This window comes from Aeromonas sp. 604176 (assembly GCF_049170755.1).
Taxonomy (GTDB): domain Bacteria; phylum Pseudomonadota; class Gammaproteobacteria; order Enterobacterales; family Aeromonadaceae; genus Aeromonas; species Aeromonas veronii_A.
This window is the reverse complement of sequence record NZ_JAAKNE010000094.1, coordinates 1-17,707: the sequence shown is the minus strand read 5'-3', so window position 1 is coordinate 17,707 and position 17,707 is coordinate 1. Positions and strand designations below refer to the sequence as shown.

Below are 17,707 nucleotides of genomic sequence, written 5' to 3'. Positions count from 1 at the left end.
CCGAGATCCATCGACGCCTCGATGAGGCTCTGGTTGGTGCGGCGAAAACGGGCCAGCGCATTGTTGTAGACCACCACCACACAGAAGGTGGCGTGGCCGATAACGATGGTCCAGAAGCTGAACGGGATCTCCATCAAGCCGTAGGCGGAGCGCAGCGCGATACCGGTGACGATGCCGGGCAGCGCGATGGGCAGCACCAGCAAGAGCGACACCACCTCCTGACCGAAGAAGCGGCTGCGGGCAATGGCCCCTGCCGCCAAGGTACCGAGGATCATGGCTGCCAGCGTCGCCAGCCCCGCTACCTCCAGTGACAGCTGGATAGCACGCCACACATCGGGACGATTGAGGGTCACCTCGAACCACTTGAGGGTGAGCCCGGGGGGCGGAAACTGGTAACTCTTGCTCTCGCTGGTGAAGGCGTAGAGGAAGATAAACAGAATGGGAAAGTGCAGGAACAAGAGTCCACCGATGGAGGCGTACTTGAGCAGGCCCGAAGGGCGCTCTCCCTGACGGCTCACTAAGCTAGCTGACATGACGGCCTCCTTGCTGCCGGTTCAAAGCGATAGAGTCAAAGCGCATCAAAGGCTCCTAACCGTTTCGCAATCGCCAGATAGATGGCGATGATAAGGATCGGCACCAGCGAGAAGGCGGCGGCAAAGGGCAGATTGCCCGCCGTTCCCTGCTGCATGTAGACCACCTGACCGATATACATGGTCGAGTTGCCGATGATGCCGGGGATGATGTAATCACCTAGGGTCAGCGAAAAGGTGAAAATGGAGCCCGCCACCACACCGGGCAACGCCAGCGGCAGGATCAGGTTGCGAAAGGTCTGGGCGGGTGTTGCCCCCAGATCGCTGCTCGCCTCCAGCAGGGATCGCGGAATACGCTCCACCGCCGCCTGAATGGGCAGGATCATGAAGGGCAGCCAGACATAGACGAACACGATAAAGGTGCCGAGCCGCGAGAAGGAGAGCGACGGGCCCCCTATCACCGGCAAGGAGAGGATGGCATCGAGCAGCCACTCCAGCCCTATGCTGTCGGCCAGCCAGCTTACTACCCCCTCCTTGGCCAAAATCAGCTTCCAGGCGTAGACCCGCACCAGATAGCTGGACCAGAGCGGCAGCATGATCCCCACATAGAACAGCGCCCGGGTCTTGCCACTGGTGTAGCGTGCCATGTAGTAGGCAACCGGAAAACCGAGCAGGGCGCAGGCCAGGGTCACCAGCAGCGACATGCCGACGGTGCGGCCGATCACATCCAGATTCTCCGGCCGTAGCAGGGCGACGAAGTTTTGCAGCCCCAGCTCGTGGCGCACCTGACCGCTGAACTCGTCCAGCCCGAACAGGGAGTTGGAGAGCAACATCAGCAAGGAGCCGACATAGATGATGCCAAGCCACAGCAGCGGCGGCCCCAGCAGGATCGCCAGCAGCAGGCCGGGCCGCCCATAGAGCAGGGTCGAGAGGCGCCGTAGCGGCCTGAAACGGGCTGGTTCGGGCTGATGGTTCATGGCAAGACTCGCACTGTGAGGGGCACTCATGGCTGCGCCCCCTGATGGGCGCCGCTCAGGCGATGGATGGCCTGCTCCGGCCAGCTGAGGCTGACCCTGCTGCCACGGGCCAGACGGGCCTGCCCCTCATTGGGGTGGTTGACGATGATCTCGAGCTGCTCCCCGAGATCAACCCGATAACGGACGAAGGGACCCAGATACTCCACCTCGCGGATCTCCCCCGACCAGCCCGGCGCGCCCGCCTCACCGAGCCGGATCCGCTCCGGGCGCACCATCATCTGGCTGCCGTCACCGCACAGCCGTCTGGCCTGCTCCCCTTCGAACAGATTGACGGTACCGACGAAGCGGGCTACAAACGGCGTCGCCGGAGCGTCGTAGATGGTATCGGGCGCAGCGATCTGCTCGATCTTGCCCTGACTGAAGATGCAGATCCGGTCGCTCATGGAGAGCGCCTCCTGCTGATCGTGGGTGACGAAGATAAAGGTGATGCCCAACTGGCGTTGCAACGCCTTTAGCTCAAGCTGCATCTGCTCGCGCAACTTGAGATCGAGGGCCCCCAGCGGCTCGTCCAGCAGCAGGATGCGTGGCTGGTTGATAAGCGCCCGGGCGATGGCGATGCGCTGGCGCTGGCCGCCGGAGAGCTGGCTTGGGCGGCGCTTGCCGACCCCGGGCAGTCGCACCAGTTCCAGCATCTCGTCCACCTTGCGGTAACGCTCCGCCTTGGCGACCCCCTTGAGCATCAGGCCATAGCCGATGTTGTCGCGCACATCCATGTTGGGAAACAGGGCATAGTCCTGAAACACGGTGTTGAGGTTGCGATCATAGGGCGGCACGGTGGAGCAGGGTTCGCCAAACAGGCGGATCTCCCCGTCGCTCGGGTACTCGAAGCCCGCGATCATCCGCAGGCAAGTGGTCTTGCCGGAACCGCTCGGCCCCAGCAGGGTAAAGAATTCCCCGGAGGGGATCTGGAAAGAGATGTCATCGACCGCCTTCACCTCGCCATAGTGGCGGCTGACCCGGTCAAATTGTACGGCGTTCATGGGGCGTCCTTGTCTGTGCTGGGATGGGCCGGACTCCTGTCCGGCCCGCTTGATTATCCGCTCTCGGCAGTCGTGCAGAGGAGGCGCAGCTCCCCTGCCGTTGGCAAGGTGGCAGCGGTTCCGACCACCTTGCTCACGCCGCCTTAGCGACCGCCCAGAATGGCGATATAGTCGGAGACCCAGCGGTAATAGGGCACGCAAGTTCCCTGGCTCTTGCACTGGGAGACCGGAGTGCGCCAGAAGCGAACCCGATCGAAGTTGTCGATACCGTTGGTTTTGCACCCGGTCGGGCCCAGCAGGGCATTGCCCTCGCAGGCGGCAGGCACCACAGGCACCGAGCCAAACCAGGCGGCGAGATCCCCCTGCAGCTTGTTGCTCAGGGAGTGCTCCAGCCACTTGTAAGCGCAGGTGAGGTTCTTGGCATCGCTGTGCACCATGCTGGTATCGGCCCAACCAGTCACTCCCTCTTTCGGCACAGTGGTGGCGATGGGTTGCTTGTCGGCGATCAGGGTATTGGCCTGGAACGGCCAGGAGCCTGACGCAACCACTCCTTCATTCTTGAAGTCATCGATCTGGACGAAGGCATCATGCCAGTAGCGTCCCACCAGCTGGCGCTGCTTGCGCAGCAGATCGAGGGAGGCCTTGTACTGATCCTCGTTCAGCTCGTAAGGATCCTTGATGCCCAGGGCAGGCTGATGGGTCATCAGATAGAGGGCGGCATCGGCGATGTGGATCGGGCCGTCAAAGGCCTGCACCCGCCCCTTGTTAGACTTGCCATCCGCCAGGGTCTGTTCCTCGAATACCACGTTCCAGGAGTCCGGTGCCTTGGGGAACACCTTGGTGTTGTACATCAGGATATTGCCACCCCACTGGTAGGGCACGCCGTAGTGCTTGCCATCCACAGTGTGCCAGGGGGCATTTTGCAGCCGGGGATCAATCTTGCTGTAGCTCGGGATGAGTGCCAGATTGAGCGCCTGCACCTTGCCACCGGCAATCAGACGCAGACTGGCATCGCCGGAGGCGGTCACCAGATCGAAGCCCCCCTCGTTCATCAACGCCACCATCTCGTCCGAGGTGGCCGCCGTCTTGACGCTCACCTTGCAGCCGGTCTCTTTCTCGAATCCGGTCACCCAGTCGTAGTTCTTGTCGGTCTCGCCACGCTCAACGTAGCCAGCCCAGGCCACGATATTGAGCTGGCCTTCACCCTTGCCGAGCTCGGTCGGGGCAGCCTGGGTCTGGCCTGCCAGCAGCGCCGGCACAAGAGCCAGCATCAGAGGGGTCAATTTCATCATGCACTCCTTGCATTGTGTTGACTTGCATCAGGTGAAGGAACGCCACCATGGGCGTTAACATCCTGTTAACCAGCAATGAGCTTAGGGGAGTGGCAATACGATGAATATTTTAATTTTTGGTGGCTCAGGTATCAGATAAATCGATATCGAGTGCAGATGAATCTGATTTTTGGTGGCTACCCCGCAAGAGATGGCTAGCGAGGGAGCGCCTGACGAGCTCTCAATCGGCTCTGATCCCGTGCGATATCGATAAATTCCCGCGCCGTCCAATCCAGCCGAGAACCACGGCGCCACACCAGACCGATATCGATGGCGGGAATGGGCTCCTTGATGGGGCGCGCCTCGACCCGCTCCTGCTCCAGCGACCAGGGGCGATAGGCAAAATCGGGCAACAGGGCGACCCCGAGCTGGCTCGCCACCAGACTGCGCACCGCCTCCACCGATGCGGTGCGCAGTACGATACGGGGGGAGATGCCGTAGCGGCGCAGGCCGCCACCGATGATCTGATCGAGCTGATCGGCGGTCAGCGAGATCATCGACTCCTCCCCCAGCGCGGTGAGCGAGAGGGTCGACTCGGCACAGAACGGGTGGTTGGCGGCCAGCCAGAGCCGCAGCGGCGAACGGGTCAGCAATTCGGTATCAAACGCCTCTTGCCGGATGGTGCGGTTGGTCATCAGGATCCCCACATCCACCTCGCCGTTGACGATCTGGTGCTCAAGGAAGGGCTGTTCATCCTCCTTCACCTCGATCTGTACCGCCGGAAAGGCGCGGCGAAAACGGCCGAGCGCCTCTGAAAGGTAGTAACCCGCCACCAAGGTGGTCACGCCGATGGTGAGTCGCCCCTGATCCTGCTGGGCTACTGCTTTGAGGGAGTGGCTCGCCTCGGTCATGGCGCCGAGAATACGGCGGGCGTGGAGCAAAAACTGGTGGCCCTGAGTGGTGAGGGTGACGCCGCGCGGATTGCGCTCGAATAGCGGGGCGCCCAGCTCGGTCTCCAGCTCGCGAATGGCGCTGGTGACCGCCGACTGGGAGATATGAAGCTCGGCGGCGGCGCGACTCACTGAAAAGCTGTCGGCCACGGCCACAAAATAACGGATCTGGCGAAAGGTAAAGTTCATCGGGCATCCTTGCCGATTGGTACTATTGGTGTGATTGGTAAGATTGGCTGCCAGCTTAACCGTAAACGGGCTCCTCGCCAAAACCGGACACTGCTGCCAACTCAATGATCTGCCGATTAAAACCATACCCCTGTGGCTTGGCGAGCACGACAGGGGCATGGGTCATCGCAGCAAGGTGCAGACAGGGCTATCAGGATTTGTTGAGATACCCCGCCAGCTGGCCGATCAGCCGCTTGCGCAGCTCGCCGAGTTTGGGTTTCTCGTCCGCACACCAGGGCAGCGGGCGGCACGCCTCTATAGTATGCAGGCCAAGGCGAGCAGTGAGCAGCCCGGCCCCCACCCCTTGCGCCGCGCGGGCGGAGAGCTTGGCGGCAAACTCGGCGCCCAGCAAGTCCATACCCACCTCGGTCACCAGCTCGGTGGCACCGGCGTAGAGCATGTTGCGAAACACCTGACGGATCAGACGTATGCGGCTCCAGTAGCCGAGCTCGATGGCGTAGACATCGGCGATATCCTCGATCATCCGCAGGTTGCGCCACAACATCAGCATCATGTCGACGGTGGCGAGCGGGCTCAGGGCCACCAGCACCGCGGCCTCCCCCGACCATTTGGCCACCCGCGCCTGCGCCAGTTTGTCGCGCTCGCCGAGTACCAGCTGACTGTAGAGGGTCAGCACCTCCCGATCGCTGTGGCTCTCATCGAGCTGGGCCAGCCAGGTTTGATACCCCTCGCGCCCCTTGTCGCCACTTTTGACCGCCAGCCCTTCGCAAAAGGCCTGCCCCTGCCCGACTCCCTGATGAGCAAGCAGATCTTCTGCTCGCGAGCGTACATCCTGGCGCCGTTTGAGGGTGCGCAGACGCAGCCACTCGCGCCCCACCACGCTGGCGGTACCCGCCGCAACCAGCGCCGAGGCCGCCAACCAGGCGCTGCCCCAGAGCGGAGTGGTGAGAAATTGATCGTAAAGGAAAGCGCCATATTGGCCCAACGAGAGCAGACCGACCGCCCCCAGCCCCCACGCCAACAACCGATGGCGGCGACGCGGTTTGCTGACGAGGGCACTCTCCACCTCGGTGAGCTCGTCCAGCTCGTCGAGGCGCTCGAAACTCGCCTCCTCCAGCCGCTGGGCCGGCGCGGGCGGGCGCTCGTCACTGGCCACCGTCAAGGCAGGCTCAAGGATCACCTTGCCCTGCAGCGGTGGCCGCTCTTTTATCTGATCGTTCATCGCATTGTTCTCCTGTGCGCAGCCTTCGGCTCAGGTGCCAAGACCGCACACCGTTATTCGAGGTGATCCCCAAGCAGAAACTCCAGCGCCGCATCGAGCCGGATATGGGGCAGCGCCTGATGGGGGCTCATGGGCATGGGGCGAAACGCCTGAAAATCAAAGCCCTGACTGTTCCACCACTGCGCAGGCGGAATATGGGGTGGCACTTCACCCGGGAACAGCAGCAGCGATTCACCGCTCAGGCTGGTACCACGGATGGCGGGGAATTCGCGGCCATTGGCCACCCCCTTACCCACTTCGGTCGCCTTGATGGCGGCGAGCGCCAGACACTCGGTGGTGATCCCCTCAAAACGGGCCTGACCGCGGCCACTGCGCACCAGATGCTGGAGCAGGGAGACCATGGGCGCGTGCTGTTCGGGGGTGACGTGATCGGCCTTGCTCGCCATAAACAGCAGCTTGTCGATACGGGGCGAGAAGAGTCGCCGCCACCAGTTGCTCTTGCCGTAGGCAAAGCTCTCCATGATACGGGCGATGGCCTGCTGCATGTCGCCAAAGCTGGCCGCCCCGGCGTTGAGGGGCTGCAGGCAATCCACCAGCACGATCTGGCGATCAAAGCCGGCAAAGTGCTGCTCGTAAAAACCCTGCACCAGATGCTGTTTGTACTGCTCGAAGCGCTGTTTGAGGGTGGCATAAAGGGTGCCATCGGCGGGCTCGCCGACGGGCATCTCCCACACCCAGGGGACAAACTGCAGCATGGGGGCACCGGCATACTCACCCGGCAAGACGAAACGGCCGGGCTGAATGAGGTGCAATCCCAGCTCCTGTTTGCAGGCGTGCAGATAGGCGGTGTAGCGCTCGGCCAGCTCAGCCACCGGTCGTTCTTCGAAGCGCTGCTCAGCCTGCCACCCGGGGGTCAACCAGCTGGCGGCAAGCGCCTGCAGCTCGGGACGACGCAGCTGTTCGCGCACCTGTTCGCTCCACTGCTCGTAGTTCATCTCAAGGAGCGGCAAGTCGAGCAGCCACTCCCCGGGGTAATCCACCAGATCCACGTAGAGGGTGGAGATCTCCCCCAGATGCTTGCGCAGGGGGTGGCGGGTGCGATAACGAATTTCGAGGCGCACCTCGGCCACGCCGCGGGTGGGCTCGGGCCAGGCAGGTGGATCGCCAAACAGGGAGTCGAGGCCACGTTCGTAGGCGAAGGTGGGGATGTGGGCATTGAGCTGCGGCACCCGGCGGGCACCGAGGATGCGCCCCTGACGCAGGGCATCCCACAACGGCAAACGGCCGTCGATGGCCGCGTGCTCCAGCTGGTTGACCAGCGCCGTGATAAAGGCGGTTTTGCCGCTGCGAGAGAGGCCGGTCACCGCCAGCCGAATATGGCGATCCCGCACCCGGTTCACTACGTCGTTCGCCTTGTGTTGCAGGCGAGTCAACTTCTGTTCCAGTTTATTGAGTATCAAGGCTTGATCCGTTCTCCCTTGGTGGTTGCATCTGGATAGCGGGTGTCGATGGTGGCGCATCACGGGAGGCGCCGCCATCGACATTGAGTGCTTGAGCAAGAACTACAGCTTGCGAAATTCCCGCTGCAGGGTGAACTCCCTGGAGGTCACCAGCTTCTCGAGCCGCTGAACTCTGGGCTCCAGCGCGTCAAGTTCCTGCGCGATGCGGCCCAGCGCCTGATGAGGGGTGATCCCCGCCTGCCAGCTGCGCGCTTTCATCCGCACCTCGGCAAAGTCGGCATCCTCTTGCGAATAGAGGGTGACCGGCTTTTTGTCGAGCAGGAACCAGGCTGCGATATAGGCGGTGAAGGTAATGAAACCTGCGAAGATAAGGCCACTGATGGCGAGCAGCCGCACGATCCAGGTCTCCACCCCGAAGTACTCTGCCAAACCGGCACAGATCCCGGCTATCTTGCCGCGCTGGGGATCGCGATAAAGGTTACGCCCTTCACGACTGACACTGCTCATACCTTGTTCCTCCAACCGGGTACTTCCGCATCCAGAATCGATTCCAGCGCGCCCACTCGCTCCTGCATCTTCTCGGTGCGAGCCAGCAGCCCTTGCAGCTGTTCCCGCTCGCTATCGGCAAGACCGGCGCCAATCCGCCCCTTGGCACGATAGTGCAGCACCAGCCAGATGGGAGCCACCACCACCATGAAGACCACCATGGGAACCATCAATACGCCCAGCAGATCTTCCATCTGTTACTCCCCCTGTTTGCCTTCGCTTTTACTGTCGCCCTGACCCAGCTTCTGGCGCATGGCTTCCAGCTCACGGCTTATCTGATCGTCCACTTCCAGCTCGGCAAACTGCTGCGCCAGCGCCTTGTCGGACTGACCCAGATCGGCGCGCGCTTCCATTTCGTCGATGCGACGCTCCATCCGCTCAAACTTGCTCACCACCGCCTGGCTCTCGCCACGGGCTACCTGGCTCTGCACATTGAGACGGCTGCTGGCCGCTTCGGTGCGAATGGCCATCGCCTTTTGACGGGCGCGGGCATCTTCCAGCTTGGCTTCGAGCTGGCGGATCTCCTCACCCAGCTTCTCGATACCGCTGTCGACCGCTTGCTGCTCGCGGTAGAGGGTCTCTGACAACTCGGTCTGTTTCTTCTTCTCGATAAGGGCGGCGCGGGCCAGATCTTCACGCCCCTTGGTCAGGGCCAGCTCGGCCTTGGCTTGCCACTCGTCGACCCGCTCCTGATGACGGGCGACCTGACGGCCAATCTCTTTCTGGCTGGCGAGGAAGCGAGCCAGATTGGAGCGTTCCTTGACCAGCTCGTCCTCCATCTCCTGGATGATCAGGCGCACCATCTTCTGGGGATCTTCTGCCTTGTCGAGCAGGGCCGTCAGGTTGGAATTGATGATGTCGGCCAGACGGGAAAAAATACTCATGATTGCACTCCTGTTATTGGCATGGCGTTGTTTCTCCATTGATAATGGCAACTTGTGTGCCAATCTGGAACAAAATTTAACTTGTTGATTTATATGGGCAGAATAGCCGGATTGCAAGATGCCTCGCGCAAGAGATGATTAAAATCACCAACTTTTGGTAAGATTTACCAGCTTTTACAACTGACAGGGATCACTATGACCACGGCCACGGAAAGCCTGCTGGGGGAATCCAACGCATTTCTCGAGATCATTGAGCAGGCCTCACGGCTCGCCCCGCTGCGCAAACCCGTGTTGATCATCGGTGAGCGGGGGACGGGCAAGGAGCTGATCGCCCACCGCCTACATTATCTCTCGGCGCGCTGGGATCAAAGCTTTGTCACCATCAACTGCGCCACCCTGAGCGAGAGCCTGCTGGAGACCGAGCTGTTCGGTCACGAAGCGGGATCGTTTACCGGCGCGGCCAAGCGCCATCAGGGCCGCTTCGAGCGGGCCGATGGCGGCACCCTCTTCCTCGACGAGCTGGCCACCACCAGCGCCAGGGTGCAGGAGAAGTTGCTGCGGGTCATCGAGTATGGCGAGTTCGAGCGGGTGGGTGGGGCCAAGCCCCTCAAGGTGGATGTGCGGCTGGTCTGCGCCACCAACGAGGATCTCCCTGCGCTGGCCGACAAGGGGCAGTTTCGCCACGATCTGCTCGACCGGCTCGCGTTTGATGTGATCACCCTCCCCCCCTTGCGGGAGCGGCGGGAAGATATCCTGATGCTGGCGGAGCATTTCGCCCACAGCATGACCCGGGAGCTGGGTTATCCGCTGTTTGCCGGTTTCTCGCGCAAGGCAACCCAGCTGCTGCTGGATTACCACTGGCCGGGCAACGTACGGGAGCTGAAGAACGTGGTGGAGCGCAGCATCTACCGTCAGGGCAATCCCCAACTGCCGCTCTCGACCCTGGTGCTCAACCCGTTTGATTCCCCCTGGCGACCACAGGCCACGCAACCTGCGCAAGAGGCCCGAAGCGAGGTACAATCTGCATCCCCCCTCGCCTTGCCGCTCGATCTCAAGCAGGCGGTGGCGGAGTACGAGATTAATTTACTCAAGCAAGCGATGCAGCAATCCCAGTATAATCAGCGCAAAGCCGCTCAACTGCTGGCCTTAAGCTATCACCAGTTCCGTGGCATGCTACGCAAATATCAGCTGCTGGATGGCGATAACGATGCAGAACAAGAGTGAAGGAGCGCGGTTGATGCCGACTCCAGCAACACGCCAGCCTTCGCGCTGGCACATTTGTATCAAAACGTGCGTACAAAACCCCTATAAGAACATGGTTCAACAATGAGAATGCTCACACCCTTGCTGCTGGGTCTGCTGGTGCTGGTCACCGGCTGCCAGAAGCAACCCGAGGCCTCCAAAACCGGACTCATCTATTGTGCTGAGGGATCCCCCCTCTCCTTCAATCCCCATGTTTCCAACTCCGGGGTGACACTGGATGCCAGTGCCCGTCCGCTCTACGACCGCCTGCTGGAGGTGAACCCCAACACCCTGGCGCTGGAGCCGGCGCTCGCCACCAACTGGCATGTCAGCGAGGATGGCCTCACCTATACCCTGACCCTGCGCAAGGGGGTGACGTTTCACCATACCCCCTGGTTCAAGCCCACCCGCACTTTCAATGCCGATGACGTGGTCTTCACCTATGCCCGCCAGCTTGACGAGCAGCACCCCTATCACAATGTCTCCGGCGGCGATTACCCCTACTTCTACAGCCTGGGGCAAGATCTGCTGATCAAGCGGGTGAGCAAAAAGGGGCCGCAGACGGTAGTGTTCGAGCTGAACCAGCCGAACGCCTCCTTCCTCGCCACTCTGGCCAGCGACTATGCGGTGATCCTCTCCGCCGAATACGCCGAGCAGATGTTGCAGGCGGGCACCCCAGCCCTGCTCGATAGCCGCCCTATCGGCACCGGGCCGTTCAGCTTCAAGGAGTATCGCCACAACGAGTTCATTCGCTATCTGCGCCACCCCGGCTATTGGGGCGGCGATGCCAAGATTGAACAGCTGGTCTACGACATTACCCCCAAATCCGCCAAACGGCTGGCCAAGCTGCTGACCGGCGAGTGCGACGTGATGAGCACCCCTTCCGCCAGCCAGCTCTCGGTGATCAAGCAAAATCCGGCGCTGAGCCTCTCGGTCCAGTCGGGGATGAACGTCGCCTTTTTGGCCCTCAATACCCGCAAGCCGCCATTCAACAACGTCAAGGTGCGGCAGGCCATTGCCAGCGCCATCAATATCGACAACCTGCTGCAAGCGGTCTATTTCGATACCGGCCTGCCCGCCAACAGCCTGCTGCCGACCCTCTCATGGGGGTACAACCCCAGCCTGCCCGAGCGCAAGCCCGACCTGAAACGGGCGCGCCAGCTGCTCAAGGAGGCGGGACTGGAGAAAGGGTTCGAGATGCAGGTACTGGTACAGCCGGACGCCCGCCCCTACAACCCGGATGCGGTCAAGACCGCCCAGCTGATCCGCAGCGATCTGGCCAAGGTCGGGATCAAGCTCAAGATCGTGCAACGGGAGTGGCCGGTGATTGAAGGCCGTCTCACCAAGGGGCAGTACGACAGCCTGCTCTCCGGCTGGATTGCCGACAACGCCGACCCGGACAACTTCTTCCGCCAGTTGCTGAGCTGCTCGGCAGTGGAGCGCGGCAACAACTACAGCCGCTGGTGCAGCCCGGCCTTCGATCAGTTGCTGGATGATGCGGTCACCACGCCCCAGCTCTCGTTCCGGCTGCGCAACTACTACTATGCCCAGACCCTGCTTAACGAACAGCTGCCGCTGATCCCGCTGGCGCACGCCTTGCGTACCCAGGTCAGCCGCAGCGACATCGAGGGGCTGACGCTGATGCCCTTTGGCGGCACCTCCTTCAACCAGGCTCACAGGGAGTAAGCATGCTTCTATACACCTTGCGCCGCATCAACCTGCTGCTTATCACCCTGCTGGCGCTGACCTTTGTCGCCTATCTGCTGGACTATCGGCTGATCGGTCATCAGCTCAGCTTCTGGAGCGGCTATCCCGATTTCCTGCGCCGCATTTTCGCAGGTGACCTGGGGCTCTCCAGCGTCTCCGGGCTGCCGGTGCTGGACGAGATCCGCCACTACTTCCCGGCAACCCTGATCCTCTGTCTGGCGGCGTTCGCCATCTCACTGCTGGTGGGGATCCCTCTAGGAACCCTGGCGGCCCTGTCACAGGGCAAGACGCTGGATCTCTCCATCATGACTGCCGGTCTTATCGGCTATGCGGTGCCTGTGTTCTGGCTGGCGCTGCTGGTGGTGATGCTCTTTTCGCTGGATCTCGGCTGGCTGCCGGCGTCGGGCCAGATCAGCCTGCTCTACGACGTGCCCCCCATTACCGGCATCGCGGTGATCGATGTGCTGCTCAGCAACGAGCCCTGGCGGCAAGCGGCGCTGCACGATGCCCTGCGCCACCTGATCCTTCCGTCACTGGTGCTGGCGGTAGTGCCTACCACCGAAGTGATCCGCCATGTACGCAGCTCGCTCATCGACGTGATGAAGCAGAACTACATCAAGGCGGCAGCGAGCCGGGGCCTTTCCAAGGCGCAGATCGTCTGGCGCCATGGTCTCAAGAACGCCTTGCCGCCGGTACTGCCGCTGCTGGGTCTGCAACTGGGTAGCGTGCTCACCTCCGCCATGATCACCGAGGTGGTGTTCGAGTGGCACGGGATCGGCCGCTGGCTCATCAGCAGCATCGCCCTGCAGGATTACGCCGCCATTCGCGGCGCGACCCTGGTGGTGGCCAGTTTCGTGATCCTGACCAGCGTCAGCACCGAGTTGCTGACCACCCTTATCTATCCGGCACGGCGCAAAGAGTTGTATGCCAAACAAGATTGAACGCGCTCATGGCGTGACCAGGAGCCAGGTATCCTATGCAAGATAAATCGAACATCTATCCCGAGCTCAAGATCCTCTCGCCCCTTGAGCAGACGTGGGCCTCCTACAGCCGCAATCCTCTGGCGATGGCGGGGCTATGGTGCTTTTTGCTGTTGCTGCTCATCACGCTGGTGGGGCCGCTGGTCGTCCCCTACGGCATCGATGAACAGCACACCGACAAGCTGCTGCTCGCCCCCTCCTGGGCGGCGACCGGCAACATCGACTACTTCCTCGGCACCGACGATCTGGGGCGCGACATGCTCTCCCGGCTGGTGGTGGGGGCGCGCCTCACTTTCGGTTATGCGCTGGTCGTAGTGGTGATCGCCATGGTGGTGGGTTCCGCCATCGGCATCCTCGGCGGCATGAGCAAGGGGCTTAAATCGAGCGTGCTGCACCACTTACTCGATACCCTGCTCTCCATCCCCTCCCTGCTGATGGCCATCATCATGGTCGCCATCATGGGGCCGGGTTTTGGCAATACCCTGATAGCCATTACCCTGGCGTTGATCCCTCCCTTTATCCGGGCCACCTACAACGCAGTACATGCCGAGATGCAGAAGGAGTACATCACCGCCAGCCGCCTCGATGGCTCGCCCCCCTTCCGGATCATGCGTCTGGCTATTTTGCCCAACATTGTCGAAACCCTTGTGGCCCAGACCACCCGCACCTTGTCGGCGGCCATTCTCGATATCTCGGCGGTCGGGTTTCTCGGTCTCGGCGCCCAGTCTCCCCAACCTGAGTGGGGCACCATGCTGGCCGATTCGAGCGACCTTATCTATCTCGCCCCATGGACCGTCACCCTGCCCGGCATCGCCATCCTGTTCAGCGTGCTGGTGACCAATTTAGTTGGTGAAGGCATTCGTGAAGCACTCAAAGAGGGGAATGACTGATGCCGCTGCTCGACATTCGCAATCTCACCATCGAGATCGACACCCCGCAAGGCAAGGTCAAGGCGGTGGACAAGGTGAGCCTGACCCTGACCGAGGGGGAGATCCGCGGTCTGGTGGGTGAATCCGGCTCCGGCAAGAGTCTGATCGCCAAAGTGATCGTCGGCATCGAGAAAGACAACTGGACGGTACGTGCCGACCGGATGCGCTTCAACGACATGGATCTGCTGACCATGGCTCCCAAGGAGCGCCGGCGTATCATGGGCCGCGAGATCGCCATGATCTTCCAGGACCCCATCAGCTGTCTCGACCCCTCCGAGGAGATCGGCACCCAGCTGGAAGAGGCGATCCCGACCGATTCGTTCGAGGGACAATTCTGGCAGCGCTTCCAGTGGCGCAAGAAGAAGGCCATCGCCCTGCTGCACCGGGTCGGCGTCAAGGATCACCGCAAGGTGATGCGCGCCTATCCCCACGAGCTGTCGGATGGCATGTGCCAAAAGGTGATGATCGCCATGGCCATTGCCAACCAGCCGCGTCTGCTGGTAGCCGACGAGCCCACCAGCGCCATGGAGTCCACCACCCACTCCCAGATCCTGCGACTGCTGGACAAGATGAACAAGCTGGGTAATACCACCATCCTGATCATCAGCAACGACATCGCCGCCATCGCCAACCTGACCGACACCATCAACGTGATGTACTGCGGCCAGATGGTGGAAGTGGGCACCCGGGAGCAGATCCTCGAGACCCCGCACCACCCCTATACCGATGCGTTGCTCAAATCGATCCCCGACTTTGACAAGCTGGTGCGCCACAAGTCGCGCCTCGAGACCCTGCCCGGCGTCATCCCGCCACTGCAACACCTGCCCATCGGCTGCCGTCTGGGGCCGCGCTGCCCCTACGCCCAGAAGCAGTGCGTGCAGACTCCGTTGATGAACAAGATCAAGGGCCATCAGTTCAGCTGCCACTTTCCGCTGAACATGGAGGAGCCAAAAAAATGATGACCGTTAATGCCCCCATGAAGGAGCCCCGCTTGTGATCGAGCCATCCCTGTTGCAGGTCAGAGGCCTTAGCAAAACCTACCAGAACCGCACCGGTCTATTCCGTCGTCAGGCGGTGGAGGCGATCAAGCCCCTCTCGTTCGATCTCGAGGTGGGTCAGACCCTCGCCATCGTCGGCGAGGCAGGCTCCGGCAAGAGCACCCTCGCCCGCATTCTGGCCGGGATGATCGAACCCACCAGCGGCGACATCGCCATCGACGGCCAGCTGATGGTGCATGGCGATTACCAGACTCGCTGCAAGCTGCTGCGGATGATTTTTCAGGATCCCAACACCTCGCTGAACCGCAAGATCCGGGTCGGCCAGATCCTGGAAACCCCACTACGCCTCAACACCGAGATGACTGAAGAGGAACGCCGCGAGAAGGTGGTGCAGACCCTGCGCATGGTGGGGATGCTGCCGGATCACGCCCTGTTCTATCCGCAGATGCTCTCCTCCGGTCAGCAGCAGCGGGTGGCGCTGGCGCGAGCGCTGATCCTCAACCCCAAGATAGTGGTGGCCGATGAGGCGCTCTCCACCCTGGATATCTCGGTGCGCTCCCAGATCATCAACCTGCTGCTGGAGATGCAGGAGACCATGGGGCTCAGCTATGTGCTGGTAGCCAACGATCTGGGTATCGTCAGCCATATCAGCGACGAGGTGCTGGTAATGCACGAAGGTCGGGTGGTGGAGCGCGGCAAAACCCTCAAGGTATTTGCCGATCCCCAGCATGAGGTGACCCGGCGTCTCATCCAGAACTACAACAACGAATACCGCAAATAGAGAGGCGCTGGCCGCCTCCCTTGCCGCTGTGTTTCGCCGAGCTCACTCGGCATGTCTAGCCCTGAAATAGGTTTACACATTTTCAACTAGCATTTCTCTACTCAGAACCCCCTATGTACCGCATCGAGGGTTCTGTATTTCAACGCATGATGCGGCCGCTCCTCGTTGTAAATATTCACAGCTTCACGCACCATTTCCCGCGCTTGCGTCAAATCCTGCGGGCTTTGCAACAATAACTCTCCTTTCAAAATCCCGTTCACCCGCTCCGCCAACGCATTCTGGTAACAGTCATACCCATCCGTCATCGAGCATTTCACCCCGTACCGTTCATGTAGTGACTGATACAGCCCAGAGCAATACTGCACGCCGCGGTCCGAGTGATGGATTAGCTCCCCGCCGCCACGTCGTTGCTTCAGTGCTTTCCTGAACGCCATCGCCACCGACTCGGCATGCATCCCTTCGTGCACGTGATGGCCTACTATCTTGCGTGAGTACGCATCCGTCACCAGGCTCAGGTACAGCGGTCCGCTCCTGGCTGGCAGATAGGTGATATCTGCGACCCAGACCTGCTCCGGGGCCACCGGTGTGACCTGCCCTGGCCCCGCCTTGAGCAAGTTGGGATGGCGGTTGAAACGGTGAAAACTGTGGGTGGTCTTGTGATACGCCCGCTTAGGCTGCACTAGCAGGCTGTGCTCGGCCAATATCCGAAACAGCCTGTCCCGCCCGACCTTGAGCCCGCCATCATCCTGACCCTGCAGCAGATAATGCAGCTTGCGAGTGCCCACCCGCGGTTGTCGCAGCCGAACCTGACGCACGAAGCGCACCGCCTGCAATCCCTGTGCATGGCGCTCGTCGGCGACCCGATTGCGCTTGTAGTAAGCCTGACGGCTTATCCCCAGAAACAGGCAAGCCCTGACAATGGTCAGCCTCTCTACTTGCCGCTGCGAGAGGACTTGCCGGGTCGCTTTTTTACGATGGAGACGCCGTAGTCATTCTTCAGTACATCGACGATGGCCTCAAAGAACTGGGCCTTCTGGCTCATCAGCGCCAGCTGTTGCTCAAGTTCCTTGATGCGCTGTTCTGGCGTCTGGTTGTCGGGGTCAGGCATGGTGATGCTCCTGCCGGCACGTACAGAAGCCCCCTGGCTCCAATCTTGCCGACCATGTTTACGTAACCATACCAGAATGGTCGAATTGCCCTGAATGCCATATCGGGCTTGTGCTTGCTGGCAACTGAGCTCGCCTTTTTCAATCTGCTCGACCAGTGCCAGTTTAAAAGTCAGTGAGTAATCGCGCTGTGTTCGTTTCACACCTTGTCCCATCGGGTTCTCCATTTATTGGGGGGGAAAGGTGTAAACCATATTCAGGACGGGACAGCAGGATCAAAAAAGCCCACTGCATGCAGTGGGCTTTCTGTTACCAGCGTTGCTGCTTAGGCTTGCAGCAGCAGACGGTTGATACGGGAGACGAAGCTCGCCGGATCGTTCAGCCCGCCCTGCTCGGCCAGCTGGGCCTGTTCGTGCAGCAGGGTGACCCACTCACCGAACAGAGCCTCGTCTTCAATGGTGTCGAGTTTCTTCACCAGCGCATGGTCAGGGTTGAGCTCCAGAATGTACTTCTGCTCCGGTACCGGCTGGCCGGCCGCACGCATGAGCTTGATCATCTGGGTGCTCATAGCGTAGGCGTCAGTGACGATGCAAGAGGGTGAATCGGTCAGACGGTGAGTGACACGCACCTCTTTCACTGCATCGCCCAGGCTCTTCTTGACCCGCTCCACCAGACCGGCGTTAGCTTTTTCGGCCTCTTCCTGCGCCTGCTTGGAGGCTTCATCTTCCAGATCGCCGAGATCCAGTTCGCCACGGGTGACGGAGATGAGCTGCTTGCCGTCGAACTCGGTCAGGTGGCTCATCAGCCACTCGTCCACTCGCTCCCACATCAGCAGCACTTCGACACCCTTCTTGCGGAAGATCTCGAGATGCGGGCTGTTCTTGGCAGCGGCATA

At 61.1% G+C, this 17,707-nt stretch carries 17 protein-coding genes and 1 pseudogene; 6 read left to right on the top strand and 12 right to left on the bottom strand.

Annotated features, from left to right (window positions below):
- From G5358_RS15650 to pspA, 10 genes are all read right to left on the bottom strand, one after another.
- Positions 1-533: ABC transporter permease (locus tag G5358_RS15650; RefSeq protein ID WP_421324414.1), on the bottom strand; the 533-nt coding region annotated here is incomplete at its 3' end.
- A 35-nt stretch (positions 534-568) separates the two neighbouring features.
- The gene (locus tag G5358_RS15645) at positions 569-1,537 is read right to left on the bottom strand and encodes an ABC transporter permease (protein WP_058056952.1); all 969 of its coding nucleotides are present in this window, start codon (positions 1,535-1,537) and stop codon (positions 569-571) included.
- Entirely contained in the window at positions 1,534-2,547 is a 1,014-nt protein-coding gene (locus tag G5358_RS15640; protein ID WP_040069348.1) for an ABC transporter ATP-binding protein, read from the bottom strand. The genes G5358_RS15645 and G5358_RS15640 overlap by 4 nt, the downstream gene beginning before the upstream one ends.
- Positions 2,548-2,690: 143 nt before the next feature.
- Positions 2,691-3,836, bottom strand: coding sequence for an ABC transporter substrate-binding protein (locus G5358_RS15635; protein WP_139433233.1), 1,146 nt, complete (start codon positions 3,834-3,836; stop codon positions 2,691-2,693).
- A 197-nt stretch (positions 3,837-4,033) separates the two neighbouring features.
- Positions 4,034-4,957: a LysR family transcriptional regulator gene (locus G5358_RS15630; RefSeq protein WP_069528357.1), complete on the bottom strand. Its 924-nt coding sequence runs from the start codon at positions 4,955-4,957 to the stop codon at positions 4,034-4,036.
- Positions 4,958-5,147: 190 nt separating this feature from the next.
- Positions 5,148-6,179, bottom strand: coding sequence for a YcjF family protein (locus tag G5358_RS15625; RefSeq protein ID WP_421324411.1), 1,032 nt, complete (start codon positions 6,177-6,179; stop codon positions 5,148-5,150).
- A gap of 53 nt (positions 6,180-6,232) precedes the next feature.
- Complete coding sequence (locus G5358_RS15620) at positions 6,233-7,639, bottom strand: YcjX family protein (protein WP_421324410.1); 1,407 nt, start codon at positions 7,637-7,639, stop codon at positions 6,233-6,235.
- Between the two features lie 102 nt (positions 7,640-7,741).
- Positions 7,742-8,146, bottom strand: a complete 405-nt coding sequence (gene pspC / locus G5358_RS15615) for an envelope stress response membrane protein PspC (protein WP_416245686.1) — start codon at positions 8,144-8,146, stop codon at positions 7,742-7,744.
- Positions 8,143-8,379: an envelope stress response membrane protein PspB gene (pspB, locus tag G5358_RS15610; RefSeq protein ID WP_005333672.1), complete on the bottom strand. Its 237-nt coding sequence runs from the start codon at positions 8,377-8,379 to the stop codon at positions 8,143-8,145. The genes pspC and pspB overlap by 4 nt, the downstream gene beginning before the upstream one ends.
- A gap of 3 nt (positions 8,380-8,382) precedes the next feature.
- Positions 8,383-9,069, bottom strand: coding sequence for a phage shock protein PspA (gene pspA, locus G5358_RS15605; protein WP_005361184.1), 687 nt, complete (start codon positions 9,067-9,069; stop codon positions 8,383-8,385).
- A gap of 195 nt (positions 9,070-9,264) precedes the next feature.
- Between pspA and pspF the strand changes: the two genes are divergently transcribed.
- The 6 genes from pspF (at position 9,265) to G5358_RS15575 (ending at position 15,706) form a co-directional block, all read left to right on the top strand.
- The gene (gene pspF, locus G5358_RS15600) at positions 9,265-10,293 is read left to right on the top strand and encodes a phage shock protein operon transcriptional activator (RefSeq protein WP_129503869.1); all 1,029 of its coding nucleotides are present in this window, start codon (positions 9,265-9,267) and stop codon (positions 10,291-10,293) included.
- A 108-nt stretch (positions 10,294-10,401) separates the two neighbouring features.
- Positions 10,402-11,997, top strand: coding sequence for an ABC transporter substrate-binding protein SapA (gene sapA, locus G5358_RS15595; RefSeq protein ID WP_041202111.1), 1,596 nt, complete (start codon positions 10,402-10,404; stop codon positions 11,995-11,997).
- Positions 11,998-11,999: 2 nt separating this feature from the next.
- Positions 12,000-12,959, top strand: a complete 960-nt coding sequence (locus G5358_RS15590) for an ABC transporter permease (protein ID WP_005333676.1) — start codon at positions 12,000-12,002, stop codon at positions 12,957-12,959.
- Between the two features lie 35 nt (positions 12,960-12,994).
- On the top strand, positions 12,995-13,888 hold the full coding sequence (locus G5358_RS15585; protein WP_005333677.1) for an ABC transporter permease subunit: 894 nt from the start codon (positions 12,995-12,997) through the stop codon (positions 13,886-13,888).
- Positions 13,888-14,886, top strand: a complete 999-nt coding sequence (locus G5358_RS15580; protein ID WP_005333679.1) for an oligopeptide/dipeptide ABC transporter ATP-binding protein — start codon at positions 13,888-13,890, stop codon at positions 14,884-14,886. The genes G5358_RS15585 and G5358_RS15580 overlap by 1 nt, the downstream gene beginning before the upstream one ends.
- A gap of 34 nt (positions 14,887-14,920) precedes the next feature.
- Positions 14,921-15,706 carry an ATP-binding cassette domain-containing protein gene (locus G5358_RS15575; RefSeq protein WP_005333681.1) on the top strand — a complete coding sequence of 262 codons (786 nt, stop codon included), beginning with the start codon at positions 14,921-14,923 and terminating at the stop codon, positions 15,704-15,706.
- Between the two features lie 101 nt (positions 15,707-15,807).
- Here G5358_RS15575 and G5358_RS15570 read toward each other — a convergent pair.
- Positions 15,808-17,027, bottom strand: a protein-coding gene (locus G5358_RS15570) for an IS3 family transposase (protein ID WP_421324407.1) whose coding sequence is annotated in 2 segments (ribosomal slippage) — positions 15,808-16,679 and positions 16,679-17,027 — 1,221 coding nt in all. Because the reading frame shifts where the segments join, the coding sequence is not laid out codon by codon here.
- 110 nt (positions 17,028-17,137) lie between these two features.
- Positions 17,138-17,707, bottom strand: a pseudogene (locus tag G5358_RS15565) (molecular chaperone HtpG); the annotation flags it as partial.